Source organism: Bacillus sp. FSL K6-1366, from assembly GCF_037976695.1.
GTDB lineage: Bacteria > Bacillota > Bacilli > Bacillales > Bacillaceae > Bacillus > Bacillus subtilis.
This window is the reverse complement of the sequence record NZ_CP150268.1, coordinates 491,179-518,089: the sequence shown is the minus strand read 5'-3', so window position 1 is coordinate 518,089 and position 26,911 is coordinate 491,179. Positions and strand designations below refer to the sequence as shown.

25 protein-coding genes are annotated in these 26,911 nt (G+C 45.9%); 19 read left to right on the top strand and 6 right to left on the bottom strand.

The genetic code is table 11. From position 1 onward, the window contains the following. The first annotated feature begins 100 nt into the window (after positions 1-100). Positions 101-1,381, top strand: a complete 1,281-nt coding sequence (spoIVB, locus tag MHI44_RS02725; RefSeq protein WP_004398697.1) for a SpoIVB peptidase — start codon at positions 101-103, stop codon at positions 1,379-1,381. A 275-nt stretch (positions 1,382-1,656) separates the two neighbouring features. Further along, positions 1,657-2,460, top strand: coding sequence for a sporulation transcription factor Spo0A (gene spo0A, locus MHI44_RS02720; RefSeq protein ID WP_003226427.1), 804 nt, complete (start codon positions 1,657-1,659; stop codon positions 2,458-2,460). A gap of 464 nt (positions 2,461-2,924) precedes the next feature. On the opposite strand, the gene MHI44_RS02715 is transcribed toward spo0A, so the two are convergent. Further along, the gene (locus MHI44_RS02715) at positions 2,925-4,043 is read right to left on the bottom strand and encodes an NADH-dependent flavin oxidoreductase (RefSeq protein WP_042976476.1); all 1,119 of its coding nucleotides are present in this window, start codon (positions 4,041-4,043) and stop codon (positions 2,925-2,927) included. 72 nt (positions 4,044-4,115) lie between these two features. After that, positions 4,116-4,268: a hypothetical protein gene (locus MHI44_RS02710; protein WP_014480226.1), complete on the bottom strand. Its 153-nt coding sequence runs from the start codon at positions 4,266-4,268 to the stop codon at positions 4,116-4,118. Positions 4,269-4,575: 307 nt separating this feature from the next. On the opposite strand from MHI44_RS02710, the gene MHI44_RS02705 reads away from it, so the two are divergent. The 9 genes from MHI44_RS02705 to prpB all read left to right on the top strand — a co-directional run bounded on the left by MHI44_RS02705 (position 4,576) and on the right by prpB (position 13,192). After that, a complete protein-coding gene (locus tag MHI44_RS02705) occupies positions 4,576-4,872 on the top strand; it encodes a hypothetical protein (RefSeq protein ID WP_029317929.1) in 297 nt (98 codons plus the stop codon). A 19-nt stretch (positions 4,873-4,891) separates the two neighbouring features. Next, on the top strand, positions 4,892-5,512 hold the full coding sequence (locus MHI44_RS02700; RefSeq protein ID WP_151262328.1) for an N-acetylmuramoyl-L-alanine amidase: 621 nt from the start codon (positions 4,892-4,894) through the stop codon (positions 5,510-5,512). Positions 5,513-5,590: 78 nt separating this feature from the next. Continuing rightward, a complete protein-coding gene (locus MHI44_RS02695; RefSeq protein WP_015714234.1) occupies positions 5,591-6,322 on the top strand; it encodes a glycerophosphodiester phosphodiesterase in 732 nt (243 codons plus the stop codon). Positions 6,323-6,448: 126 nt separating this feature from the next. Next, positions 6,449-7,630: an acetyl-CoA C-acetyltransferase gene (locus MHI44_RS02690; protein WP_339202824.1), complete on the top strand. Its 1,182-nt coding sequence runs from the start codon at positions 6,449-6,451 to the stop codon at positions 7,628-7,630. Positions 7,631-7,654: 24 nt separating this feature from the next. Then, complete coding sequence (locus MHI44_RS02685; RefSeq protein WP_339202821.1) at positions 7,655-8,518, top strand: 3-hydroxybutyryl-CoA dehydrogenase; 864 nt, start codon at positions 7,655-7,657, stop codon at positions 8,516-8,518. A gap of 27 nt (positions 8,519-8,545) precedes the next feature. Continuing rightward, positions 8,546-9,685, top strand: coding sequence for an acyl-CoA dehydrogenase (locus MHI44_RS02680; protein ID WP_032726112.1), 1,140 nt, complete (start codon positions 8,546-8,548; stop codon positions 9,683-9,685). Between the two features lie 33 nt (positions 9,686-9,718). Further along, entirely contained in the window at positions 9,719-10,837 is a 1,119-nt protein-coding gene (gene mmgD / locus MHI44_RS02675; RefSeq protein ID WP_339202819.1) for a citrate synthase, read from the top strand. A gap of 14 nt (positions 10,838-10,851) precedes the next feature. Further along, entirely contained in the window at positions 10,852-12,270 is a 1,419-nt protein-coding gene (locus tag MHI44_RS02670; RefSeq protein WP_080333419.1) for a bifunctional 2-methylcitrate dehydratase/aconitate hydratase, read from the top strand. Between the two features lie 16 nt (positions 12,271-12,286). Continuing rightward, positions 12,287-13,192, top strand: coding sequence for a methylisocitrate lyase (prpB, locus tag MHI44_RS02665; protein ID WP_003230302.1), 906 nt, complete (start codon positions 12,287-12,289; stop codon positions 13,190-13,192). A 41-nt stretch (positions 13,193-13,233) separates the two neighbouring features. On the opposite strand, the gene MHI44_RS02660 is transcribed toward prpB, so the two are convergent. After that, positions 13,234-13,470 carry a DUF2627 domain-containing protein gene (locus tag MHI44_RS02660; protein WP_003230304.1) on the bottom strand — a complete coding sequence of 79 codons (237 nt, stop codon included), beginning with the start codon at positions 13,468-13,470 and terminating at the stop codon, positions 13,234-13,236. 152 nt (positions 13,471-13,622) lie between these two features. On the opposite strand from MHI44_RS02660, the gene MHI44_RS02655 reads away from it, so the two are divergent. The 8 genes from MHI44_RS02655 (at position 13,623) to bfmBB (ending at position 23,694) form a co-directional block, all read left to right on the top strand. After that, positions 13,623-15,701, top strand: coding sequence for a sigma 54-interacting transcriptional regulator (locus MHI44_RS02655; protein ID WP_339202816.1), 2,079 nt, complete (start codon positions 13,623-13,625; stop codon positions 15,699-15,701). 124 nt (positions 15,702-15,825) lie between these two features. Further along, positions 15,826-16,725, top strand: coding sequence for a phosphate butyryltransferase (gene yqiS, locus MHI44_RS02650; protein ID WP_160245086.1), 900 nt, complete (start codon positions 15,826-15,828; stop codon positions 16,723-16,725). A gap of 11 nt (positions 16,726-16,736) precedes the next feature. After that, positions 16,737-17,831, top strand: coding sequence for a branched-chain amino acid dehydrogenase (gene bcd, locus MHI44_RS02645; RefSeq protein ID WP_003230309.1), 1,095 nt, complete (start codon positions 16,737-16,739; stop codon positions 17,829-17,831). 18 nt (positions 17,832-17,849) lie between these two features. Further along, positions 17,850-18,941, top strand: a complete 1,092-nt coding sequence (buk, locus tag MHI44_RS02640) for a butyrate kinase (RefSeq protein ID WP_015384053.1) — start codon at positions 17,850-17,852, stop codon at positions 18,939-18,941. A gap of 20 nt (positions 18,942-18,961) precedes the next feature. Then, entirely contained in the window at positions 18,962-20,386 is a 1,425-nt protein-coding gene (gene lpdA, locus MHI44_RS02635) for a dihydrolipoyl dehydrogenase (protein WP_167408276.1), read from the top strand. Positions 20,387-20,407: 21 nt separating this feature from the next. Continuing rightward, the gene (bfmBAA, locus tag MHI44_RS02630) at positions 20,408-21,400 is read left to right on the top strand and encodes a 3-methyl-2-oxobutanoate dehydrogenase subunit alpha (protein ID WP_021479991.1); all 993 of its coding nucleotides are present in this window, start codon (positions 20,408-20,410) and stop codon (positions 21,398-21,400) included. Between the two features lie 13 nt (positions 21,401-21,413). Then, entirely contained in the window at positions 21,414-22,397 is a 984-nt protein-coding gene (gene bfmBAB / locus MHI44_RS02625) for a 3-methyl-2-oxobutanoate dehydrogenase subunit beta (RefSeq protein WP_004398638.1), read from the top strand. A 22-nt stretch (positions 22,398-22,419) separates the two neighbouring features. Further along, positions 22,420-23,694 carry a branched-chain alpha-keto dehydrogenase complex dihydrolipoyllysine-residue (2-methylpropanoyl)transferase gene (gene bfmBB / locus MHI44_RS02620; RefSeq protein WP_339202813.1) on the top strand — a complete coding sequence of 425 codons (1,275 nt, stop codon included), beginning with the start codon at positions 22,420-22,422 and terminating at the stop codon, positions 23,692-23,694. 61 nt (positions 23,695-23,755) lie between these two features. Here the strand turns inward: bfmBB and bmrR are convergent, their stop codons facing one another. The 3 genes from bmrR to MHI44_RS02605 form a co-directional block, all read right to left on the bottom strand. Further along, positions 23,756-24,592, bottom strand: a complete 837-nt coding sequence (bmrR, locus tag MHI44_RS02615) for a multidrug efflux transcriptional regulator BmrR (RefSeq protein WP_003230325.1) — start codon at positions 24,590-24,592, stop codon at positions 23,756-23,758. 72 nt (positions 24,593-24,664) lie between these two features. After that, entirely contained in the window at positions 24,665-25,834 is a 1,170-nt protein-coding gene (gene bmr, locus MHI44_RS02610) for an MFS transporter (protein ID WP_213385683.1), read from the bottom strand. A 100-nt stretch (positions 25,835-25,934) separates the two neighbouring features. Next, positions 25,935-26,828: a diacylglycerol kinase family lipid kinase gene (locus MHI44_RS02605; RefSeq protein WP_029317938.1), complete on the bottom strand. Its 894-nt coding sequence runs from the start codon at positions 26,826-26,828 to the stop codon at positions 25,935-25,937. Positions 26,829-26,911 lie beyond the last annotated feature (83 nt).

Sequence of the window (26,911 nt, the reverse complement as noted above, 5' to 3'; positions counted from 1 at the left end):
TATGACAGTTATAAATAAGCCGTCAGAAGGCAAAATTAAATGATGTAGCAGCAAGTCATAAAGAAGGTGTGGGATAGGAGCGAGGAGAGTGAAGTAGTGAATGCCCGATAACATCAGAAAAGCAGTAGGTTTAATTCTCCTTGTTTCGTTATTAAGTGTAGGTTTATGCAAACCGCTAAAAGAATATTTACTGATTCCAACGCAAATGAGAGTATTTGAAACCCAAACACAAGCGATTGAAACGAGTTTATCGGTAAACGCTCAGACATCAGAATCCTCAGAAGCGTTTACAGTAAAGAAAGATCCGCATGAAATCAAGGTGACGGGCAAAAAATCAGGTGAGTCAGAATTGGTATATGATCTTGCCGGATTTCCAATTAAAAAAACAAAAGTGCATGTTCTTCCTGATTTAAAAGTTATACCTGGCGGACAATCAATCGGTGTAAAACTTCATTCCGTCGGTGTTCTTGTCGTCGGATTTCATCAAATCAATACAAGTGAAGGCAAAAAATCCCCGGGAGAAACGGCAGGAATTGAAGCGGGCGACATCATTATTGAGATGAATGGACAGAAAATTGAAAAAATGAATGATGTAGCCCCATTTATTCAAAAGGCTGGGAAAACTGGTGAATCTTTAGATTTACTGATCAAACGTGATAAACAGAAAATCAAAACGAAGCTGATCCCAGAAAAGGATGAAGGAGAAGGCAAATACAGAATCGGGTTATATATCAGAGATTCTGCTGCCGGCATCGGCACTATGACCTTTTATGAACCGAAAACAAAAAAATACGGAGCACTTGGCCACGTGATTTCCGATATGGACACAAAGAAACCAATTGTAGTGGAGAATGGAGAAATTGTTAAATCCACTGTAACATCAATTGAAAAAGGGACAGGCGGTAATCCGGGAGAAAAACTGGCGCGATTTTCCTCAGAACGCAAAACGATCGGGGATATTAACAGAAACAGCCCGTTTGGGATTTTCGGCACACTGCATCAGCCGATTCAAAACAACATATCAGATCAAGCATTGCCGGTTGCGTTTTCTACCGAAGTCAAAAAAGGGCCGGCTGAAATTTTAACGGTTATTGATGATGACAAAGTAGAAAAATTCGATATTGAAATCGTCAGCACAACGCCGCAAAAATTCCCTGCGACAAAAGGAATGGTGTTGAAAATTACCGATCCAAGACTGTTGAAAGAAACAGGAGGCATCGTACAGGGGATGAGCGGAAGCCCGATCATTCAAAATGGAAAAGTGATCGGTGCTGTCACCCATGTATTTGTAAATGACCCGACAAGCGGCTACGGTGTTCATATTGAATGGATGCTGTCAGAAGCAGGAATCGATATTTATGGAAAAGAAAAAGCAAGCTGACTGCCGGAGTTTCCGGCAGTTTTTTTATTTTGATCCCTCTTCACTTCTCAGAATACATACGGTAAAATATACAAAAGAAGATTTTTCGACAAATTCACGTTTCCTTGTTTGTCAAATTTCATTTTTAGTCGAAAAACAGAGAAAAACATAGAATAACAAAGATATGCCACTAATATTGGTGATTATGATTTTTTTAGAGGGTATATAGCGGTTTTGTCGAATGTAAACATGTAGCAAGGGTGAATCCTGTTAACTACATTTGGGGAGGAAGAAACGTGGAGAAAATTAAAGTTTGTGTTGCTGATGATAATCGAGAGCTGGTAAGCCTGTTAAGTGAATATATAGAAGGACAGGAAGACATGGAAGTGATCGGCGTTGCTTATAACGGACAGGAATGCCTGTCGCTGTTTAAAGAAAAAGATCCCGATGTGCTCGTATTAGATATTATTATGCCGCATCTAGACGGACTTGCGGTTTTAGAGAGGCTGAGGGAATCAGATCTGAAAAAACAGCCGAATGTCATTATGCTGACAGCCTTTGGGCAGGAAGATGTCACGAAAAAGGCCGTCGATTTAGGCGCGTCCTACTTTATTCTCAAACCGTTTGATATGGAAAACCTTGTCGGCCATATCCGCCAGGTCAGCGGAAATGCCAGCAGTGTGACGCATCGTGCGCCATCATCGCAAAGCAGTATTATACGCAGCAGCCAGCCTGAACCAAAGAAGAAAAATCTCGACGCGAGCATCACAAGCATTATCCATGAAATCGGCGTCCCAGCCCATATTAAAGGCTATCTCTATCTGCGCGAAGCAATCTCAATGGTATACAATGACATCGAATTGCTCGGCAGCATTACAAAAGTCCTCTATCCGGACATCGCCAAAAAATTTAACACAACCGCAAGCCGTGTAGAAAGAGCGATCCGTCATGCAATTGAAGTGGCATGGAGCAGAGGAAACATTGATTCCATTTCCTCGTTGTTCGGTTATACTGTCAGCATGACAAAAGCTAAACCGACAAATTCGGAGTTCATTGCAATGGTTGCGGATAAGCTGAGGTTAGAGCATAAGGCTTCTTAAACATGAGCTTATTAAGTGGTCATTAAATCAAACGTCTTTTATTTATTAGTTTGCGCTGATAAATAGGAGGCGTTTTGTTTTGGGGACATTTGTTAGTATGGGAGAAGAATATTAAGTACCCGAATATAGTAAAGGATGGGTTTGAAAAGTAAGGAAAGCAAATGGCGGTATTACCTGCACTCTTGGTCCATTCATACATCTTATAGGATCACGAGCATGATCGACCCTAGATGTGTCCGTTATAAAATGAAACCTTTCTCCTGCAAAATCGTAAGTAAGGCGTATTCATGTAAAAAGGAGACGTACGAATGAAAAAGAAAAAAGCAAGAAAGCGTGAGGGGTTTTTCCTGGATTTTCTTTTCGAAGTTGGCGGGGAGCTCTTTCTTTTGCTGTTTAGATGTGTACACAAACTATTTATATAAAGGGAAAAAAGACTGCCGAATCGTTTCGGCAGTCTTTGCACATTAATCTTTATAAGGCACCCAGCCTGGCGTGTTCACAATTGCTTGCCATAGCGGTTCAGGCAAATGATATTTTTCTTTATCTGTGCCTTTGATCACTGTTTCGATTTGCTTTTCACGGCCTTCTTTTACTTTTACCGTCCAGTCAGGGTCAACTAGAATTTCGCGTCCCATAGCGACCAGCGGAATACCGTTTTCGATGACGGCAAGCGCGTCATCAGCGGAATGGATGGAACCGACGGCGATCAGCGGCACTTTGTTTCCGACACGTTCATTCAATAAGTCCATGCGTGTGCGAGTCGGATCTGCACCACGGCGCGCTTTTGAGTTCACGTCCATCAGTGAGACATGAAGATAATCCAATTCTTTATCTCCTAAAGCATCAACAAGCGTATAAGTTTCAGTCATTGTCAATCCCGGTGTCTCAGGTTCTTCCGGAGACAGGCGGTATCCGACTAAGAACGCACCCTTCGCATGTTCTGAAGCGGCTTTTTTCACTTCATCGACAATAGCGAGCGGGAAGGCTAATCGTTTTTCATCGCTTCCTCCCCAGCGATCCGTGCGCTGGTTGGTTTTCGGAGAATAAAACTGCTGAATTAAGTAGCCGTTTGCACCGTGAATTTCGACACCGTCAAAGCCGGCTTCAATGGCGCGTCTTGTCGCTTCTCCAAACGCCTTCACAATGTTTTCCACTTCTTCTTCTTTTAATGCGCGAGCAATTTGTTTGCCGTTATCAAACACGTCACTTGGCCCCACAACATCCTGTTGAGGAACGAGCTCAGACGGGCACTCAATACCGCCGTGATGAATTTGTACAACAGCTTTAGCGCCTTGTGCCTGAATGGCTTGTGCTAACTTTTTTAAACCTGGAATGTTGGAATCGTCATGGATGGCCGGCTGCCCGGGGAATGCTTTTCCGTCCGGTGTAACATTTGCGCAGGCTGTAATCACCATTCCCATCTCTTTTGAACGGGGGATGATGTAGTCGAGCTCCGCTTCAGATATTGTACCGTCTTCATTAGAAGCGTAATGAGTCATCGGTGCTACTGCGATCCGGTTGTTGATTGTAACGCCGCTTTTAAACGTAAATGGTTCAAAAAGTGGCTTATACTTAGGATTCATTTGATCATCTTCTTTCGTTTGGATTCGCACATATTCTAGCCTATATGTAAAAATTAATGCAATTGATCTGCTTTACCGACTGAATATCTTGAGTGCAGAGTGATGTTTTCGCCGCTCTTTTTCGGGGCCTTTGTAGCCGCCGCTGATTTGGTGGCCGATGGAGCATGTGATGACAGCTGCCGCCAGCAGCAGAACGAATTTTTTCATGGCTTTAACTTCTTTCAATAAAGTAAATATCCTTTAAAAGGTTACGCTTGGCTGACCCACCCGTCAAACGATTTGCTCACCCTATTCTCAAATTTTTTAAAATGAATAAAAAGTTGCTTCTTTCCGCTAATTTTTTCTAATTGGCACCTCAATTAGAGCCATCCTCATAGACAAATCTGCTCGTTATCTTTCTAACAACAGGAAATGATCGGGTCGTATAACCCTTTTGAAAATCATGGAACTTGCTCGCCTGCATTCGCGTTGTCTTTACAAATTCGCCATTCTGGTCAAAGATAAAAGCCAAACATCAGGAAGAGGTGGTCATGTGAAACAAACGGTTCTTTTGCTGTTTACTGCGCTCTTTCTTTCGGGGTGCAGTGTTGCAAGTGCGGATGACTCAGTGCCAAGGTTTACCGAAGAGGGAAAATACATTGGCTCGGCTGATCCTCATACGATTGCGGTTTCTCTTAATGGAGAAGAAACCATGATACAAGTTCCGAAGGATAAACGTGATGAATGTGAATTACTGCCAGATCAGACACATGTCCTGGTGAAATATACAAAGAAGGATAATGGAACTTTACAGCTGGAAGATATTCAGCTGCGAAAGAACTCGTCATAAAAAGACCGGAGGGAGTAAGTTGAGAATGTTATGGAGGAGCTTGGCGCTGTGCGGATTGGCTTTGACGCTCGCGCCTTGTGCACAGGCAGCAGAGCCGATAGAAGGGAAAACAGTGTATATTGATGCCGGACACGGCGGTGAAGATAGTGGAGCGGTCGGAAACGGGCTCTTTGAAAAGGATATTAATTTGTCTGTCTCAGAGCATGTGACAGACAAACTAAAAGAGGAGGGAGCCAATCCTGTTGCATCCCGGTCTGACGATCATTTTCTGACCTTGGAGGAAAGAGTGGCTAAGGCAAGTGCCAAACAGGCTGACCTTTTTGTCAGCATCCATGTGAATTCAGGGGTTGCTTCAGCTTCAGGAACAGAAACGTATTTTCAATCTGATTATGAAGGGGAGAGCAGCCGGCGTCTAGCATCCGATATTCAGTCAGAGCTCGTTTCTTCCTTACAAACGAGAGACAGGGGCGTGAAAGAATCAGACTTTTACGTCATTACATATTCACAAATGCCAAGTGTGTTGGCGGAGCTTGGGTTTATCACGAACAGCTCTGATGCGGACAAGCTGGGAAGTGAAGAATACCAGCAAAAGGCCGCAGATGCGATTGTCAACGGCATTGATTCTTATTATGATCAGTAGATTGATACAGCCTTAATCCTAGAGTGGAGCCGACAAAATAAGTATAATGGAGAAAACTTTAGGGTTTGAGGTGAAACGATGACAAAGATTTTTGCCCACCGGGGGGCCTCAGGTCAATTTCCCGAAAATACAATGCTTGCATTTGAAAAAGGAATTGAAGCCGGAGCGGATGGGATAGAGCTTGATGTACAGCTGACGAAAGACGGACGCATTGTTGTGATTCATGATGAAAGACTTAATCGCACGACATCACTTAAAGGATTCGTGAAGGATACAGCCTATGATGAGGTAAAGACTGCGAATGCGGCCGCTGGTCACGATCAAGCGTACAGCGATATAAAAGTGCCGCTGCTAGAAGATGTGCTCTCGTGGGCGGTAAAAAAGGATTTTCTCATCAACATTGAATTAAAAAACAGCGTGATCCGCTATGAGGGAATGGAAGAAAAAGTGCTGGAGGCAGTGAAGCGATTTAATGTAGAGGACAGAGTCATCCTATCCACGTTTAATCATGACAGCTTGGCGCTGTGCGCCCGGCTTGCACCGCATATCGAACGGGCAGTATTAACTTCAGATGTGCTTTATCAGGCAGATCGATATATCGCGTCTATTCCGGCTTCCGGCTATCACCCGAAGTTAAACAGCCCAGGGGTCACAGATGAAGTACTGAAGAAAATGAGGAACGGTTTGATTAAGGTAAGGCCGTATACAGTCAATCGTCCGGAAGATATGAAGCGTCTCATTGAAGCGGGAGCAGACGGCATGTTTACCGACTTTCCAGAAAAGGCTTCGGCATTGCTGAAAAATGAATAGTTGTTAGAAGGAGGCTATTTGACGCAGCCTTCTTTTTTCATTCATTCATGCCCGTTTCAAAGCATACATTCATAGAAGACAACTAGAAATTGTAAGCGCTGTCTATCTTCTGAATGAGGTGAAACCATGAGGAAAACAGTCATTGTAAGTGCTGCAAGAACTCCATTTGGCAAATTCGGCGGAGTTTTGAAAGAGGTGAAAGCTGCTGAGCTTGGGGGCATTGTGATGAAGGAGGCGCTGCAACAGGCTGGAGTCTCTGGAGATGATGTAGAAGGAAACGTCATGGGCATGGTTGTCCAGGCCGGCTCAGGGCAGATACCTTCCCGTCAAGCTGCCCGTCTGGCGGGAATGCCTTGGAGTGTGCCGTCAGAAACACTAAATAAAGTCTGTGCTTCCGGCCTTCGCGCTGTCACTTTATGTGATCAAATGATTCGGGCGCAGGATGCGGACATACTTGTTGCGGGGGGGATGGAAAGCATGAGCAATATTCCGTATGCCGTTCCCGCCGGGCGCTGGGGAGCACGGATGGGGGACGGCGAGCTTAGGGACTTAATGGTGTATGACGGATTAACGTGCGCATTTGACGAGGTGCACATGGCTGTTCACGGAAATACAGCTGCCAAGGAATATGCAATCTCACGAAGAGAGCAGGACGAATGGGCGTTGAGAAGTCATGCAAGGGCAGCTAAGGCCGCCGATGAAGGGAAGTTTCAGGATGAAATTGTTCCCGTCAACTGGATCGGTCGAAAAGGAAAACCAAACGTTGTTGATAAAGATGAAGCGATTCGCCGTGACACAAGTCTGGATCAGCTCGCGAAACTTGCTCCGATTTATGCAAGTGACGGTTCTATCACAGCCGGCAATGCTCCTGGAGTCAATGACGGAGCCGGCGCGTTCGTGCTGATGTCTGAGGAAAAAGCTGCTGAGCTTGGCAAACGGCCTCTGGCTACAATTCTTGGTTTTTCAACTACGGGAATGCCAGCGCACGAGCTGGCGGCAGCGCCGGGGTTTGCCATTAACAAGCTCCTGAAAAAGAACGGTTTAACTGTCCAAGATATTGACTTGTTTGAAGTAAATGAAGCTTTTGCTTCAGTTGTTTTGACATGTGAAAAAATCGTAGGTTTCGATCTTGAAAAAGTAAATGTAAATGGCGGTGCGATCGCGCTCGGACACCCGATCGGCGTGAGCGGTGCGAGAATTCTCATGACGCTTGTTTATGAATTAAAGCGACGGGGAGGGGGTCTGGGCGTTGCCGCTATTTGCAGCGGGGCAGCACAGGGAGACGCCGTCTTAGTGCAGGTTCATTAAAACATGATGAAAAAGGGGATTTGAATGGAAATCAAACAAATCATGGTAGCTGGCGCAGGTCAGATGGGAAGCGGAATTGCTCAAACAGCTGCCGACGCAGGCTTTTATGTGCGGATGTATGATGTGAATCCAGAGGCCTCGGAGGCAGGATTGAAACGGCTGAAGAAACAGCTGGCCCGTGATGCTGAGAAAGGAAAAAGGACCGAGACGGAAGTGAAGAGCGTAATCAGCCGCATTTCGATTTCTCAAACGCTTGAGGAGGCAGAGCATGCGGACATTGTGATTGAGGCTATCGCAGAAAACATGGCGGCAAAAACTGAGATGTTTAAAACGCTTGATCGCATGTGCCCGCCTCATACGATTTTGGCCAGCAATACATCTTCCTTGCCTATTACAGAAATCGCTGCTGTAACAAACCGGCCTCAACGGGTTATTGGCATGCATTTTATGAATCCCGTCCCTGTAATGAAGCTGGTTGAAGTGATTCGCGGCTTGGCTACATCAGAAGAAACGGCCTTAGATGTTATGGCATTAGCGAAAAAGATGGGGAAAACAGCGGTAGAAGTCAATGATTTTCCTGGGTTTGTTTCCAACCGTGTGCTTCTTCCAATGATTAATGAAGCCATCTATTGCGTGTATGAGGGAGTGGCGAAGCCGGAGGCAATAGACGAAGTGATGAAGCTGGGCATGAATCATCCGATGGGTCCGCTTGCATTAGCGGATTTTATCGGACTGGATACGTGTTTATCAATTATGGAAGTCCTTCACTCAGGCCTTGGCGATTCCAAATACCGTCCATGCCCGCTGCTCCGCAAGTATGTCAAAGCAGGCTGGCTTGGCAAAAAGAGCGGACGCGGTTTTTATGACTATGAGGAGAGGACTTCCTGAAGTCTATTCCATCCGGGGGTGGCCGAGTTGCATGTAACCCAAGAGCAAGTCATGATGCGAAAAATGGTGCGTGATTTTGCACGAAAAGAAATTGCTCCCGCTGCGGAAATCATGGAGAAAACGGACGAATTTCCCTTTCAGCTGATCAAAAAAATGGGTGAACACGGACTGATGGGAATACCGGTGCCGGAACAATACGGCGGTGCCGGGGCGGACGTTGTTTCTTATATTTTGGCGATTCATGAGATTTCTAGAATCAGTGCGGCTGTCGGCGTGATTCTCTCCGTTCATACCTCGGTCGGCACAAATCCGATTCTGTATTTCGGCAACGAAGAACAAAAGATGAAATATATACCAAAGCTCGCGTCAGGAGACCATTTGGGCGCATTTGCACTAACGGAGCCTCACTCGGGGTCGGATGCTGGGAGCCTCCGCACAACAGCAATCAAAAAGAACGGCAAATATCTATTAAACGGATCGAAAATATTCATAACGAATGGCGGAGCAGCTGATATCTATATCACATTTGCTTTAACAGCTCCAGATCAAGGCAGGCACGGGATTTCGGCTTTTATTGTTGAAAAAAACACACCCGGTTTTACCGTTGGAAAAAAAGAAAGAAAGCTGGGGCTTTATGGCTCCAATACTACGGAACTGATTTTTGATAATGCAGAAGTGCCTGAAGCCAATTTGCTTGGCAAAGAGGGGGATGGCTTTCACATTGCCATGGCGAATTTAAATGTCGGTCGGATCGGCATTGCGGCACAGGCCCTCGGAATTGCAGAGGCGGCTCTTGAGCATGCCGTTGATTATGCGAAGCAGCGAGTGCAATTTGGAAGGCCGATTGCAGCCAATCAAGGCATATCATTTAAGCTGGCTGATATGGCGACTAGAGCTGAGGCGGCAAGACATCTTGTCTACCACGCTGCAGACCTTCATAACCGCGGCCTAAACTGTGGAAAAGAAGCGTCTATGGCTAAACAATTTGCTTCCGATGCAGCCGTAAAGGCGGCGTTAGACGCCGTTCAAATTTATGGGGGATATGGCTATATGAAGGATTATCCAGTTGAGCGCCTGCTTCGCGATGCAAAGGTGACGCAAATTTATGAAGGGACGAACGAGATTCAAAGACTGATTATTTCCAAGTATTTGCTTGGCGGAACCTGATAGACAAAAAACGCAAAAACGGAGGTTGAGGATATGGAGGAGAAACAGCATTATTCTCCAGGGTTGGACGGTGTGATTGCGGCAGAAACTCATATTTCTTATCTTGACACGCAGTCCAGCCAGATTTTGATAAGAGGCTATGATTTAATAGAACTTTCTGAAACAAAAAGCTATCTGGAGCTTGTCCATTTATTGCTGGAGGGCAGGATGCCAGAAGAAAGTGAAATTGAGACGCTGGAACGTAAAATAATCAGTGCCTCAAGCCTGCCTGCTGATCATCTCCGTCTGCTTGAGCTGCTCCCTGAGGACACTCATCCAATGGATGGTCTGCGTACCGGCCTGTCGGCACTTGCTGGCTATGATCGGCAAATTGATGATCGGTCTCCTTCCGCAAACAAAGAACGCGCCTATCAGCTTCTTGGGAAAATGCCTGCCCTCACTGCTGCCAGCTACAGGATCATTAATAAGAAAGAACCGATTCTTCCGCTTCAAACCCTATCCTACAGTGCGAATTTTCTCTACATGATGACAGGGAAATTGCCGTCTTCATTGGAAGAACAGATTTTTGACCGGTCGCTCGTCCTGTACAGTGAGCATGAGATGCCGAATTCAACCTTTGCGGCCAGGGTCATTGCATCTACACATTCAGATCTTTATGGGGCTTTGACTGGGGCTGTCGCTTCCCTGAAAGGGAATCTTCACGGAGGAGCAAACGAAGCTGTGATGTATTTGCTTTTGGAGGCAAAAACGACATCTGATTTTGAGCAGCTTTTGCAAACAAAACTGAAAAGAAAAGAAAAAATCATGGGCTTCGGCCACCGGGTGTATATGAAAAAAATGGACCCGAGAGCACTCATGATGAAAGAGGCGCTGCAGCAATTATGCGATAAAGCCGGTGACCATCGTTTATATGAGATGTGCGAAGCGGGTGAGCGGCTGATGGAGAAGGAAAAAGGGCTTTACCCGAATTTGGATTACTATGCTGCCCCAGTGTATTGGATGCTCGGCATACCGATTCCTTTATATACGCCGATCTTTTTCAGCGCGAGAACGTCCGGTTTATGCGCCCATGTGATCGAACAGCATACCAATAATCGGCTCTTCCGTCCCCGTGTCAGTTACATGGGCCCGCGATATCAAACAAAACCATGAAAGGAGCTGGTAGAATGCCGAAAACGGATCGTGTTATCGAAGAAATCACAGACTATGTGCTTGAGAAAGAGATTACTAGTGCCGAAGCGTATACAACAGCGGGGCATGTATTGCTGGATACCCTGGGCTGCGGGATCTTGGCGCTACGGTATCCGGAATGCGCAAAGCTGCTTGGCCCGATTGTTCCAGGAACGACTGTGCCGAATGGAAGCAAAGTGCCGGGAACGTCATATGTTCTCGATCCTGTGAGGGCAGCGTTTAATATCGGCTGCATGATTCGCTGGCTCGATTACAACGATACGTGGCTGGCGGCGGAGTGGGGGCATCCATCCGATAACTTGGGAGGAATCCTTGCCGCTGCTGATTATGTATCAAGAGTGAGGCTGTCTGAAGGAAAAGAGCCGTTAACAGTACGCGACGTACTTGAGATGATGATCAAAGCACACGAGATCCAAGGTGTGCTGGCGTTAGAAAACAGCTTAAATCGAGTTGGCCTTGACCATGTGCTGTTTGTCAAAGTTGCGACAACCGCTGTTGCGGCAAAGCTTTTGGGCGGCGGAAGAGAAGAAATCAAAAATGCGCTTTCGAATGCATGGATTGACAATGCAGCATTGAGGACATACCGCCATTCACCAAATACAGGCTCGCGTAAATCATGGGCGGCAGGAGATGCAACGAGCAGAGGTGTTCATTTGGCGCTGATGTCGTTAAAAGGGGAAATGGGTTATCCGACAGCCTTGAGTGCACCGGGTTGGGGGTTCCAAGACGTTTTATTCAATAAGAAAGAGATCAAGCTTGCCCGTCCGCTCGACGCTTATGTCATGGAAAATGTGTTATTTAAAGTGTCTTATCCTGCGGAATTTCACGCCCAGACAGCGGCGGAGTGCGCCGTCATTCTTCACCCGCAGGTAAAGAACCGGATTGATGAGATTGACCGAGTTGTCATCAGAACGCATGAATCCGCTATCCGAATCATTGATAAAAAAGGCCCGCTCCACAATCCGGCAGACCGTGATCACTGCCTCCAATACATTACAGCAATCGGTTTGCTTTTTGGTGATATCACCGCACAGCATTATGAAGCTGAAACAGCGAGTGATCCGAGAATAGATAAACTTCGTGATAAAATGGAAGTGACTGAAAATAAAACATATACCGAGGATTATTTGAAACCTGATAAACGTTCCATCTCAAATGCCGTTCAGGTTCATTTTAAAGACGGAACGAGCACGGAAATGGTGGAATGTGAGTTTCCCCTCGGCCATCGTTTTCGAAGAGAGGAAGCAGTGCCGAAACTGCTGGAAAAGTTTTCTGACAATCTCAAAACCCATTTTCCTGATAAACAGCACAAACACATTTATGAGCGCTGTACCAGCTATGAGACATTACAAACGATGCGCGTAAATGAATTCGTAGACATGTTCTGCATGTAAAAGGGGGATTTGTTTCATGTCGTGGATCGTCAATAAGCAATCGTCACAAGAGGAGCTTGCCGGGCGTTTCCGCAAGCTGATGTCAGCACCGGACATTCTTCAAATTCCCGGCGCCCATGACGGGATGGCCGCTTTGCTTGCGAAAGAAGCCGGTTTTTCTGCTATTTATTTGTCCGGTGCTGCCTATACAGCCAGCAGGGGGCTGCCTGATTTAGGGATCATCACATCGGCAGAGATAGCTGAACGGGCCAAAGATCTTGTACGTGCAGCTGATCTGCCTCTGCTTGTGGATATCGATACGGGATTTGGCGGTGTCTTAAATGCCGCCCGAACAGCCCGGGAGATGCTTGAAGCAAGGGTAGCAGCCGTTCAAATAGAAGACCAGCAGCTTCCAAAAAAATGCGGACATTTAAATGGCAAACAGCTAGTTCCGATAAAGGAAATGGCGCAAAAAATAAAAGCTATTAAACAAGCGGCACCCTCCCTTATTGTTGTTGCCCGTACTGATGCCAGGGCGCAGGAAGGGCTTGCTGCCGCAATAAAACGTTCAGAGGCTTACATTGAGGCGGGAGCGGACGCAATTTTCCCGGAAGCGCTACAGGCGGAGAATGAATTCCGCCAGTTTGCTGAGCGTATCCCCGTTCCGCTCCTTGCGAATATGACTGAATTTGGGAAAACGCCATATTATCGTGCCGATGAATTCGAAGATATGGGGTTTCACATGGTGATATATCCTGTCACCTCGCTTCGAGCGGCGGCAAAAGCTTGTGAGCGGATGTTTGGTTTGATGAAGGAGCACGGCTCACAAAAAGAAGGACTTCATGATATGCAGACACGAAAAGAACTGTACGATACGATTTCTTATTATGACTATGAAGCGTTAGACAAAACGATTGCCAAGACCGTTTTGCCTGACGAATAATGCAACAAAAAAAGCCGGAGCATTCTCCGGCTTTTTTTCAGCTATCGTTTTCTGAATCGCGGGCTGACTTGATTGCGTTTTCTGTCTCTGTATAAAATGAACCCGGCCAGCACATAGAGGCCGATCGCAAAAAAGATGAATCCTGACAACCCTTGGAGCCAAAGAGCTGAAAATGGCTTGATTGTATGGCCGAAAAGTGTATCTCTCATCAGTTTAATGCCTAAAGCAGAAATAGCCCCGGGGATGACTAATATTAAAAGCGCAAGAAGTCGGCTCATCTTCAGAAAACCCCTTTATCTTTTCATTTCCTTTATTGTCCAGCGGAAAAAATATTTTGTCAAGAGAAGAAAACGTGGTAACATAGGGTTGTGCAAATTATTGCAACGGAATAAATAGGTGTGCAAATTTTTTCATACAAAGGGGTATCGGGATGCAAAAGGTACTGATAGTAGGTGCCGGCAAAAGGGGAACGGCGTTATTACATATTCTGATTAAAACAGCCATCATAGATATCATTGCCGTAGTTGACAAAGACCCCGAGGCGCCGGGATTGAAAGAAGCAGAACAGTATGGGATTGCCGTATCATCTGATTGGAAACCTTACATACAACAAAAACCGGATATCGTCATTCATACCACCGGCGATCAAGCCGTGTTTGACGAGCTCCTTCAAAGAAAGCATGAATATACCATTGTCATGCCGGGAAAAATGGCATACATCGTTTTTCAGCTGATGGAAGAAAAGCAGCACCTGATTCAAATGCTAAAAGAGCAAACCTATAAATATGACAGAATTTTTAATTCCACCCATGATGGAATGATTTTTATTGATATCAATGAAGAAATCATTCTCTTTAACCATATGGCCGAAAAAATGGTCGGAAAAAAACGTGAGGAAGTCATTGGGCGCCCAATAAAAGAAGTGATTCCGAGCACGAAGATGCCGCGGATTTTAAAAACAAGAGTGCCTGAATACAACCAGAAGCAGCTGTTAGGCGATCATTTGCAAATTGTGACCACAAGACTGCCGATTATTGATGAAGGCGGACGTCTGCTCGGGGCTCTTTGTGTGTTTAAAGATATCACTGATGCGGTCGAGCTGGCAGAGGAAGTGACCAACTTAAAGCAGGTCCGTACGATGCTGGAGGCGATTATTCAATCCTCCGATGAGGCGATTTCTGTCGTTGATGAAAACGGCATCGGCCTGCTAATCAATAAAGCGTATACGAAAATGACGGGGCTTTCTGAAAAAGAAGTCATCGGCAAGCCTGCAAACACTGATATTTCCGAAGGCGAAAGCATGCATTTAAAGGTGCTTGAAACAAGACGTCCTGTCCGCGGTGTCAGAATGAAGGTCGGCCCGAATGAAAAAGAGGTCATCGTTAATGTAGCACCGGTGATTGTGGACGGGATTTTGAAAGGCAGCGTCGGCGTGATTCACGATGTTTCCGAAATTAAAATGCTGACAGCGGAGCTTAATCGCGCCAGACAAATTATTCGCACGCTTGAAGCGAAATACACGTTTGACGACATTATCGGCAAAAGCGAGCAAATGCTGGTTGCGCTTGAGCAGGCGAAGCTCGGTGCGAAAACACCGGCAACCATCTTGCTGCGCGGGGAATCAGGAACAGGAAAAGAACTGTTCGCCCATGCCATCCATAACGAAAGTGACCGGAAATACAATAAATTTATTCGCGTGAATTGTGCAGCCCTTTCTGAGTACCTGCTCGAATCAGAATTGTTCGGCTATGAGGATGGTGCGTTTTCAGGAGCGAAGCGCGGCGGTAAAAAGGGTTTATTTGAGGAAGCAAATAACGGCAGTATTTTCTTAGATGAAATCGGTGAGCTGACACAAAATATGCAGGCCAAATTGCTGCGCGTCCTTCAAGAAAAGGAAATCGTCAGAGTGGGCGGCACGAAAGCGATCCCTGTCAACGTCAGAGTGATCGCGGCGACAAATGTAAATATTGAAAAGGCGATGGCGGACGGAACATTCCGGGAAGACCTGTATTACCGGATCAATCGCTATCCGATCTCCATCCCGCCTTTGCGGCAGCGGTTGGAGGACATTGAAGCATTGAGCGTCAGACTTATCCAAAAGATCAACCGGGATTACGGCAGGAATGTAAAAGGGCTCTCACAGCAAGCCTTGCGCGCCTTATCTGCCTACCATTGGCCTGGGAATGTCCGGGAGCTTGAAAATGTCCTTGGACGAGCCATGATTTTTCTGAATCCGCATATGGAATGGATTGAAAAAGATCACTTGCCTGTATTCGAACTTGAGCAAAAAGAAAATGACACAGACCAGGGAACAGCTTTTGATTTTCCGGATATTGAAGGCGAAAAGCTGTCTGTCGCAGTAGAAAAATTTGAAGCACATTTGATTCAGCAAACGCTTGAAAAGCATCATTTTAACCGGACAAAAACAGCAAAAGCTCTCGGTGTCAGCATTCGGAACTTATATTACAAAATGGATAAATATGGCCTTGCAAATGAAGGCATGCAATAATTTGCAGAATAAACGCAAACATCTGCACGAATGTTTCAATATACCTGGTATGACAGCACCCTTAAGAGCTGGCATGGAACTTGCATAATAAAAGGCGGAGTCGAAACAAGAAAGGTGGTAACAGATGAAGCTGAAAGATTTAATCGGCAAAGCGTCGATACACAAAAATAAGACCATTGCGGTTGCTCATGCTGAGGATGAGGAAGTGATCCGGGCTGTAAAGCTGGCAGCCGAGCACCTATCCGCCCGTTTCTTGTTAACGGGCGACAGCACAAAACTGAACGATCTGACATCATCCATGCAAGGGCATCAAGTGGAAATCGTCCATGCTGATACTCCTGAGGAATCGGCGAAATTAGCGGTTCGTGCTGTACACCATAAAACAGCGGACGTTTTAATGAAAGGCAATGTGCCGACTTCTGTTTTGCTTAAAGCGGTATTGAACAGACAGGAGGGGCTTCGGTCAGCAAGTGTCCTTTCTCACGTGGCTGTCTTCGATATACCGGATTTTGACCGGCTGATGTTTGTGACAGATTCGGCAATGAATATTGCTCCTTCGCTGGAAGAGCTCCGGCAGATTTTGCAAAATGCCGTTCATGTGGCCCATGCAGTGGGGAACAATATGCCAAAAGCAGCTGCTCTTGCAGCGGTCGAAACGGTGAACCCTAAAATGGAAGCGACCGTGAATGCAGCTTCTCTAGCTCAAATGTACAAAAGGGGCCAGATCAAAGGCTGCATTGTTGATGGACCGCTTGCTTTGGATAACGCAGTTTCACAAATTGCCGCGGCTCAGAAAAAAATTTCGGGAGACGTAGCGGGCAACGCAGATATCCTTCTCGTCCCAACAATTGAGGCCGGCAATATTTTATATAAATCACTGATTTATTTTGCCAAGGCCAGCGTGGCGGCTGTCATTACAGGAGCAAAAGCACCGATTGCTTTAACAAGCAGAGCGGACTCTGCTGAAAATAAACTGTATTCCATTGCGCTGGCAATATGCGCATCTGAAGAATACACACATTAGGAGGAACGAACATGGAACTTTTTAAATATATGGAGAAATACGATTACGAACAATTGGTATTCTGCCAGGATGAACAATCTGGATTAAAAGCGATTATCGCCATTCATGATACAACGCTTGGTCCGGCGCTTGGCGGAACGAGAATGTGGACATATGAAAATGAAGAAGCGGCAATTGAAGATGCGCTCAGATTGGCAAGAGGCATGACCTATAAGAACGCGGCGGCAGGCTTAAACCTTGGCGGCGGAAAAACAGTCATTATCGGCGATCCGCGCAAAGACAAAAATGAGGAAATGTTCCGCGCGTTTGGCCGCTATATTCAAGGGCTGAATGGCAGATACATCACGGCTGAAGATGTGGGTACAACGGTCGAGGATATGGATATCATTCATGATGAGACAGACTATGTCACAGGGATTTCTCCTGCTTTCGGCTCTTCTGGAAATCCGTCCCCAGTCACAGCGTACGGGGTGTACAGAGGAATGAAGGCAGCAGCTAAAGCTGCTTTCGGAACCGACTCTCTTGAAGGAAAAACCATTGCTGTACAGGGTGTTGGGAACGTAGCCTATAACCTTTGCCGCCACCTGCATGAAGAAGGAGCAAACTTAATCGTTACGGATATCAACAAACAATCTGTACAGCGTGCAGTTGAAGATTTTGGCGCCCGTGCTGTAGATCCTGATGACATTTATTCACAAGACTGCGATATTTATGCGCCGTGTGCCCTTGGTGCGACTATTAACGACGACACCATTAAACAGCTGAAGGCGAAAGTGATCGCAGGTGCGGCTAACAACCAATTAAAAGAGACACGCCATGGTGATCAAATTCACGAAATGGGCATTGTTTATGCACCGGATTACGTGATTAACGCGGGCGGTGTTATCAACGTGGCAGATGAGCTTTACGGCTATAATGCAGAACGTGCATTGAAAAAAGTCGAAGGCATTTACGGCAATATCGAGCGTGTACTAGAGATTTCTCAGCGTGACGGCATTCCTGCATATTTAGCGGCTGACCGCTTGGCAGAGGAACGGATTGAACGCATGCGCCGCTCAAGAAGCCAGTTTTTGCAAAACGGCCACAGTGTATTAAGCAGACGTTAAGAAATTGATCTGGAGGTTATGAAAGTGCTACATGACGAAAAACGCATTCTCACAATTAATCCAGGCTCAACTTCAACGAAAATCGGTGTTTTTCATAACGAAAGAAGCATTTTTGAAAAAACATTGAGACACAACATAGAAGAGCTGCAGCGATTTGACCGAATTATTGATCAGTATGAATTTCGTAAAAACCATATTCTCGAAACGCTTCATGAACAGGGAATCAATATTTCAAAGTTTGATGCAGTCTGCGCAAGAGGCGGCCTTCTCCGGCCAATTGAAGGCGGGACCTACGTAGTGAATGATGAGATGATTGAGGATTTGAAAAGCGGCTACGCCGGTCAGCATGCTTCTAATCTCGGCGGCATTATCGCGCGGGAAATCGCTGATGGCCTGAATATCCCTTCGTATATCGTCGACCCTGTTGTCGTAGACGAAATGTCAGTGCTTGCGAAAGTGTCAGGCATGCCTGAAATTGAACGGAAAAGCATTTTCCATGCGTTAAACCAAAAAGCTGTCGCTCGTAAAGCGGCAGCCTCTCTTGGCAAACGATATGAGAACATGAAAATGATTATTACCCATATGGGCGGAGGTATTACAATTGGCGTCCATGACCGCGGGCGAGTGGTAGATGTCAATAACGGCCTGCACGGCGAGGGACCATTCAGTCCTGAACGAGCAGGAACAGTGCCTGCGGGAGATCTTGTTGATCTATGTTTTTCAGGGGAATATACAAAAGAAGAAATCATGAAAAAGCTTGTTGGCACCGGCGGACTTTTAGGCTATCTCGGTACTAATGATGCAGTAAAAGTGGAACAGATGATTCAAGGGGGCGATGGAAAAGCCCGCTTCATTTATGATGCCATGGCATATCAGGTAGCAAAGGAAATCGGGGCAGCCAGCGCGGCGTTAAAAGGCGAAGTTGAAGCGATTGTGCTGACGGGAGGCCTTGCGTACGGCAAAAGCTTTGTTTCTGCTATCAGATCATACATAGATTGGATTTCAGACGTTTTAGTCTATCCGGGGGAAAATGAACTGCAGTCTCTTGCCCAAGGGGCGCTCAGAGTATTGCAGGGCGAAGAGCAATCCAAACAATATCGTATTGAATAGACAGACAGGAGTGAGTCACCATGGCAACTGAGTATGACGTAGTCATTCTGGGCGGCGGTACCGGCGGTTATGTTGCGGCCATCAGAGCCGCTCAGCTCGGCTTAAAAACAGCCGTTGTGGAAAAGGAAAAACTCGGAGGAACATGTCTGCATAAAGGCTGTATCCCGAGTAAAGCGCTGCTTAGAAGCGCAGAGGTATACCGGACAGCTCGTGAAGCCGATCAATTCGGGGTGGAAACGGCTGGCGTGTCCCTCAACTTTGAAAAAGTGCAGCAGCGTAAGCAATCCGTTGTTGATAAGCTTGCAGCGGGTGTAAATCATTTAATGAAAAAAGGAAAAATTGACGTGTACACCGGATATGGACGTATTCTTGGACCGTCAATCTTCTCTCCGCTGCCGGGAACAATTTCTGTTGAGCGGGGAAATGGCGAAGAAAATGACATGCTGATCCCGAAACAAGTGATCATTGCAACAGGATCAAGACCGAGAATGCTTCCGGGTCTTGAAGCGGACGGTAAGTCTGTACTGACTTCAGATGAGGCGCTCCAAATGGAGGAGCTGCCACAGTCAATCATCATTGTCGGCGGAGGGGTTATCGGTATCGAATGGGCGTCTATGCTTCATGATTTTGGTGTGAAGGTAACGGTTATTGAATACGCGGATCGCATATTGCCGACTGAAGATCTAGAGATTTCAAAAGAAATGGAAAGTCTTCTTAAGAAAAAAGGCATCCAGTTCATAACAGGGGCAAAAGTGCTGCCTGACACAATGACAAAAACATCAGACGATATCAGCATACAAGCGGAAAAAGACGGAGAAACCGTTACCTATTCTGCTGAGAAAATGCTTGTTTCCATCGGCAGACAGGCAAATATCGAAGGCATCGGCCTAGAGAACACCGATATTGTTACTGAAAATGGCATGATTTCAGTCAATGAAAGCTGCCAAACGAAGGAATCTCATATTTATGCAATCGGAGACGTAATCGGTGGCCTGCAGTTAGCTCACGTTGCTTCACATGAGGGAATTATTGCTGTTGAGCATTTTGCAGGTCTCAATCCGCATCCGCTTGATCCGACGCTTGTGCCGAAGTGCATTTACTCAAGCCCTGAAGCTGCCAGTGTCGGCTTAACCGAAGACGAAGCAAAGGCGAACGGGCATAATGTCAAAATCGGCAAGTTCCCATTTATGGCGATTGGAAAAGCGCTTGTATACGGTGAAAGCGACGGTTTTGTCAAAATCGTGGCGGACCGAGATACAGATGATATTCTCGGCGTTCATATGATCGGCCCGCATGTCACCGACATGATTTCTGAAGCGGGTCTTGCCAAAGTGCTGGACGCAACGCCGTGGGAGGTCGGGCAAACGATTCACCCGCATCCAACGCTTTCTGAAGCAATTGGAGAAGCAGCGCTTGCCGCAGATGGCAAAGCTATTCATTTTTAAAAGCATAAAGGAGGGGCTTGAATGAGTACAAACCGACATCAAGCACTAGGGCTGACTGATCAGGAAGCCGTTGATATGTATAGAACCATGCTGTTAGCAAGAAAAATCGATGAAAGAATGTGGCTGTTAAACCGTTCTGGCAAAATTCCATTTGTAATCTCTTGTCAAGGACAGGAAGCAGCACAGGTAGGAGCGGCTTTCGCACTTGACCGTGAAATGGATTATGTATTGCCGTACTACAGAGACATGGGTGTCGTGCTCGCGTTTGGCATGACAGCAAAGGACTTAATGATGTCCGGGTTTGCAAAAGCAGCAGATCCGAACTCAGGAGGCCGCCAGATGCCAGGACATTTCGGACAAAAGAAAAACCGCATTGTCACGGGATCATCTCCGGTTACAACGCAAGTGCCGCACGCAGTCGGTATTGCGCTTGCGGGACGTATGGAGAAAAAGGATATCGCAGCCTTTGTTACATTTGGGGAAGGGTCTTCAAACCAAGGCGATTTCCATGAAGGGGCGAACTTTGCCGCTGTCCATAAGCTGCCGGTTATTTTCATGTGTGAAAACAACAAATACGCAATCTCAGTGCCTTACGATAAGCAAGTCGCATGTGAGAACATTTCCGACCGTGCCGTAGGCTATGGGATGCCTGGCGTAACTGTGAATGGAAATGATCCGCTTGAAGTTTATCAAGCGGTCAAAGAAGCACGCGAAAGGGCACGCAGAGGAGAAGGCCCAACATTAATTGAAACGATTTCTTACCGCCTTACACCACATTCCAGTGATGACGATGACAGCAGCTACAGAGGTCGTGAAGAAGTAGAGGAAGCGAAAAAAAGTGATCCCCTGCTTACTTATCAAGCTTACTTAAAGGAAACAGGCCTGCTGTCCGATGAGATAGAACAAACCATGCTGGATGAAATTATGGCAATCGTAAATGAAGCGACGGATGAAGCGGAGAACGCCCCATATGCAGCTCCTGAGTCAGCGCTTGATTATGTGTATGCGAAGTAGGGAGGAAGAACAAATGTCAGTAATGTCATATATTGATGCAATCAATTTGGCGATGAAAGAAGAAATGGAACGAGATTCTCGCGTTTTCGTCCTTGGGGAAGATGTAGGAAGAAAAGGCGGTGTGTTTAAAGCGACAGCGGGACTCTATGAACAATTTGGGGAAGAGCGCGTTATGGATACGCCGCTTGCTGAATCTGCAATCGCAGGAGTCGGTATCGGAGCGGCAATGTACGGAATGAGACCGATTGCTGAAATGCAGTTTGCTGATTTCATTATGCCGGCAGTCAACCAAATTATTTCTGAAGCGGCTAAAATCCGCTACCGCAGCAACAATGACTGGAGCTGTCCGATTGTCGTCAGAGCGCCATACGGCGGAGGCGTGCACGGAGCCCTGTATCATTCTCAATCAGTCGAAGCAATTTTCGCCAACCAGCCCGGACTGAAAATTGTCATGCCATCAACACCATATGACGCGAAAGGGCTCTTAAAAGCCGCAGTTCGTGACGAAGACCCCGTGCTGTTTTTTGAGCACAAGCGGGCATACCGTCTGATAAAGGGCGAGGTTCCGGCTGATGATTATGTCCTGCCAATCGGCAAGGCGGACGTAAAAAGGGAAGGCGACGACATCACAGTGATCACATACGGCCTGTGTGTCCACTTCGCCTTACAAGCTGCAGAACGTCTCGAAAAAGATGGCATTTCAGCGCATGTGGTGGATTTAAGAACAGTTTACCCGCTTGATAAAGAAGCCATCATCGAAGCTGCGTCCAAAACTGGAAAGGTTCTTTTGGTCACAGAAGATACAAAAGAAGGCAGCATCATGAGCGAAGTAGCCGCAATTATATCCGAGCATTGTCTGTTCGACTTAGACGCGCCAATCAAACGGCTTGCAGGTCCTGATATTCCGGCTATGCCTTATGCGCCAACAATGGAAAAATACTTTATGGTCAATCCTGATAAAGTGGAAGCGGCGATGAGAGAATTAGCGGAGTTTTAAAGACGTAAGGGAGGATACAATCATGGCAATTGAACAAATGACGATGCCGCAGCTTGGAGAAAGCGTAACAGAGGGGACGATCAGCAAATGGCTTGTCGCCCCCGGTGATAAAGTGAACAAATACGATCCGATCGCGGAAGTAATGACAGATAAGGTAAATGCAGAGGTTCCGTCTTCTTTTACTGGTACGATAACAGAGCTTGTGGGAGAAGAAGGCCAAACCCTGCAAGTCGGAGAAGTGATTTGCAAAATTGAAACAGAAGGCGCGAATCCGGCTGAACAAAAACAAGAACACCCAGCTGCTTCAGAAGCCGCTGAGACGCCTGCTGCAAAAATTGCCGAAGCAGCTGATCAGCCCAATAAAAAGCGCTACTCGCCAGCTGTACTCCGTTTGGCCGGAGAGCACGGCATTGACCTCGATCAAGTAACAGGAACAGGTGCTGGCGGGCGCATCACACGAAAAGATATTCAGCGCTTAATTGAAACAGGCGGCGCGCAAGAACAGAAGGCTGAGGAGCCGAAAACAGCAGCTCCTGCACCGAAGTCTGCATCAAAACCTGAGCCAAAAGAAGAGACGTCATATCCTGCGTCTGCAGCCGGTGATAAAGAAATCCCTGTCACAGGTGTAAGAAAAGCAATTGCTTCCAATATGAAGCGAAGCAAAACAGAAATTCCGCATGCTTGGACGATGATGGAAGTCGACGTCACAAATATGGTTGCATATCGCAACAGTATAAAAGATTCCTTTAAGAAGACAGAAGGCTTTAATTTAACGTTCTTCGCCTTTTTTGTAAAAGCGGTCGCTCGGGCGTTAAAAGAATTCCCGCAAATGAATAGCATGTGGGCGGGGGACAAAATTATTCAGAAAAAGGATATCAATATTTCAATTGCAGTTGCCACAGAGGATTCTTTATTTGTTCCGGTGATTAAAAACGCTGATGAAAAAACAATTAAAGGCATTGCGAAAGACATTACCGGCCTAGCTAAAAAAGTAAGAGACGGAAAACTCACTGCAGATGACATGCAGGGAGGCACGTTTACCGTCAACAACACAGGTTCGTTCGGGTCTGTTCAGTCGATGGGCATTATCAACTACCCTCAGGCTGCGATTCTTCAAGTAGAATCCATCGTCAAACGCCCGGTTGTCATGGACAATGGCATGATTGCTGTCAGAGACATGGTTAATCTGTGCCTGTCCTTAGATCACAGAGTGCTTGACGGTCTCGTGTGCGGACGATTCCTCGGACGAGTGAAACAAATTTTAGAATCGATTGACGAGAAGACATCTGTTTACTAAATAAGCAAAAAGAGCATTTTTTGAAGTTTTGTTTCAAAAAATGCTCTTTTTCTATGCTGTATTATTCAGCGATCCGTATTTTCATTTCAACCCGATATTCTTCTTGTTTTTTTGGGGAGTAATGAATCGGTATGATTAACTCGTATACATCACTGACTACTGTTAATTGGCGGTCCGCGATATATTTGATAAGCTTCTGTAAGTTGAGAAAATAATGTTCAGGCGAAAAATTATACGCGATACACGCATACCTCCCTTTAGGGATCGTTGTGATTTCCATATCCGGCGTAATTGATGAAATCTGTTTATTCGTCAATACAGGCGTGAAAATATGACGGTAAGTCATTTCATCAATGCTGGTGTAGGGCTGAAAAGAGAAAGTAGCGCCGTAGCTATTGTTCGTAAATCCATCTGCTGACTCGATAAATTTTTTTAATTTGCTGTAGGAGGCGTTGAGCACGTTTTCAGGCCCGATTCCTTCTGCCTCTGTCTGAATAATCCGTATTTCTTCTTCATCTAACACAAACACTTCACCGAGTGCTGGGTATTCCATCTGCCGTTTCATCCGCTTTTTCACCAACGAAATCGTTTGCTCCAGTGCTGATAAAAAGTCTAATTTCTCCCTGATTTGCCTCTCCTGCTCTGTATAAAAAGCAAACAGTTCTTCCATCTCTAAGTCCTGTGCTTTTTTCATTTCTTCTAAAGGTGTGCCGATATATTTCAATGATTTGATCAAATCCAGATGAATGAGCTGAGAATCTGTATAATAGCGGTAGCTGGTATCCGGGTCGACGTAGGCGGGTTTAAATAAATCAATTTTATCGTAATAACGGAGCGCTTTTATCGACACGTTTGCCAGTTTTGATACTTCCCCAATTGAGTAATACGATTCCTTCATGCCATCACTCCTTCTATCATCAGTATAAAGAAGAAGCGCATTCTTTGCAGTACACAAAGAATGCGCTTCTTATCACGTGCTGGCTTTAAGATGTGCAGGCGATTTCCAAGCAATGGTCAGTGCAATCCCTATGGCTAAGGTGACCGTTGCAAAGTAGAAAGGATAGTTTACATCAATATCGAACAGCATTCCGCCGATAATAGGCCCGAATACATTGCCGATACTTGTAAACATTGAATTCATACCGCCGGCAAACCCCTGTTCATTTCCCGCAATCTTTGACAGGTAAGTCGTTACCGCAGGCCGCATGAGATCAAATCCGACAAACACGGTGACTGTCACCAACAGAATCGCAACATATGAATGTACTGTTGTCAGCAAGAATACCAGACTCGTAGAGAGAATTAAGCTGTACCGAATTAAATGGATTTCGCCAAACCATCTTGTGAAGCGGTCGAATAAGACGACTTGCGTAATGGCGCCAACAATCGCTCCTCCTGTAATCATAATGGCAATGTCGCTGGCCGTAAATCCGAATTTATGATCTACGAATAATGCAAATAAAGATTCAAATGATGCTAAACCAAAAGACGAAATTAAGATAATGAGAAAAGCTATGAAATACATGGGGGCAAAAATTCGTTTAAAGCCTGTCTTCTGTCCTTTTATTTCCTGATTTTCAGGGTTTCGTTCCGGCTCGCGCAGCGTGAGGATTGATAAAATGGCTGCTAACAGTGCAAAAGCTGCCGCAAAGAAAAAAGGCAGCCGGGAATGGACTTCTGCTAAAAATCCCCCGATGCCGGGGCCGATAATAAATCCTGTTGAAATAGCGGCTGACATATAACCGAGCGCTTTCGGGCGTGTTTTAATGGTCGTGATATCTGCGATAAAAGCCGTGACCCCAGGCATAATGAAGGCTGCGCTGATACCGCCCAGCATACGGGAGATAAATAACATCTCAACTGTTTTTCCAATGCCGAATAAAAACTCCGACACACTAAAGAACAATAGGCCGATCACGATCATGATCTTGCGCCCGAAGCGATCAACCCATCGTCCGGCTATTGGTGAGACAATGAGCTGTGTAATAGCGAAGCAGGCAACCATATAGCCGACCGCAGTCCCTGATAAATGCAATTCATTCATAATGGTCGGCGTTACTGGAATCACAAGCCCGATCCCCAAAAAAGCAATAAATAAATTGGTTAATAATATAGTTAAGGTAATATTTTTCTTCTCCATATGACTTCCCCTTTTTCAAGTGTGTATCCCTTATACTGTAAGACCTCCTCCTAGGGGAGAGTCAACGGATTTGCAAAATCTTTCTAAAGCCTTATGACAGTTATTCATTTGCGGGAACAAGCATGTCGATATGCTGCGGCAGGACCTGAATGACTGCGGGTGTATGTGTATAAACTTCTCCATCCATATCCGCCTTTTTGGCAGTGTCTGTTTCAATCTCGATACGGGAGGCCTGGACATAGGACAGCTCTCCGGTAAAACGGTCAATTGAGCCCTGTTCCATGCTCATCAGCTCCCGCAGCGCGGTGAGGTTGGTGTTGCGGCATATGAGAACATCAAGTAAGCCGTCTTCAATACTGGCATCGGGCAGAGGAATTCGATTCGTTCCAATGTATTGGCCATTCATCACAAGCAGCATAACGGCTTCTTCTTTAATTTCTTCTCCATCAATTTTTAATGTCATCGGAAACGATGCAGCGGATGAGACGGTTCGCAAGGCACTTGTAAAATAGCTGATTTTTCCCAATAATGCTTTTTCCGTTTCGTTGATTTGATTCGACGTTTCTGCAATTAAGCCGATCCCCCAGAAATTCAAAAAATAACGGTCATTCATCTGACATACGTCTACGCTGGTTTTTTTTCCTGCCATAAGTGCTTCCGCGGCCTTTGCAAGATTTTGAGGGATGCCAAGCACTCTTGAAAAGTCATTGCACGTGCCGCCGGGCAAAATTCCGACAGCGGGTTTTCTTTCTAGAGCGCTGATAGCATTTATGCATTGATGGATCGTGCCGTCGCCGCCGAGAATGAAGACGGTGTCGACAGAATCATCAATGGATTGGCAAAAATGATACGCATCATCCTTTTTCTTTGTCTGCTTAATAATCACCTCATCTAAATGGTGAGATAAAACCGGCACCACAGCACCAAGTGCTTTTTCTATATTTTTGTTACCGGCATTTCCGTTATGAATCAGTAACGCTTTCCTGTGGCTCATATACAACTGCTCCTTTATTTTACTTCTAGTTATATAATCCCCTTTTTCTGTAAGCAGTAAACGAAGAGCAAAAAAAGTGCACG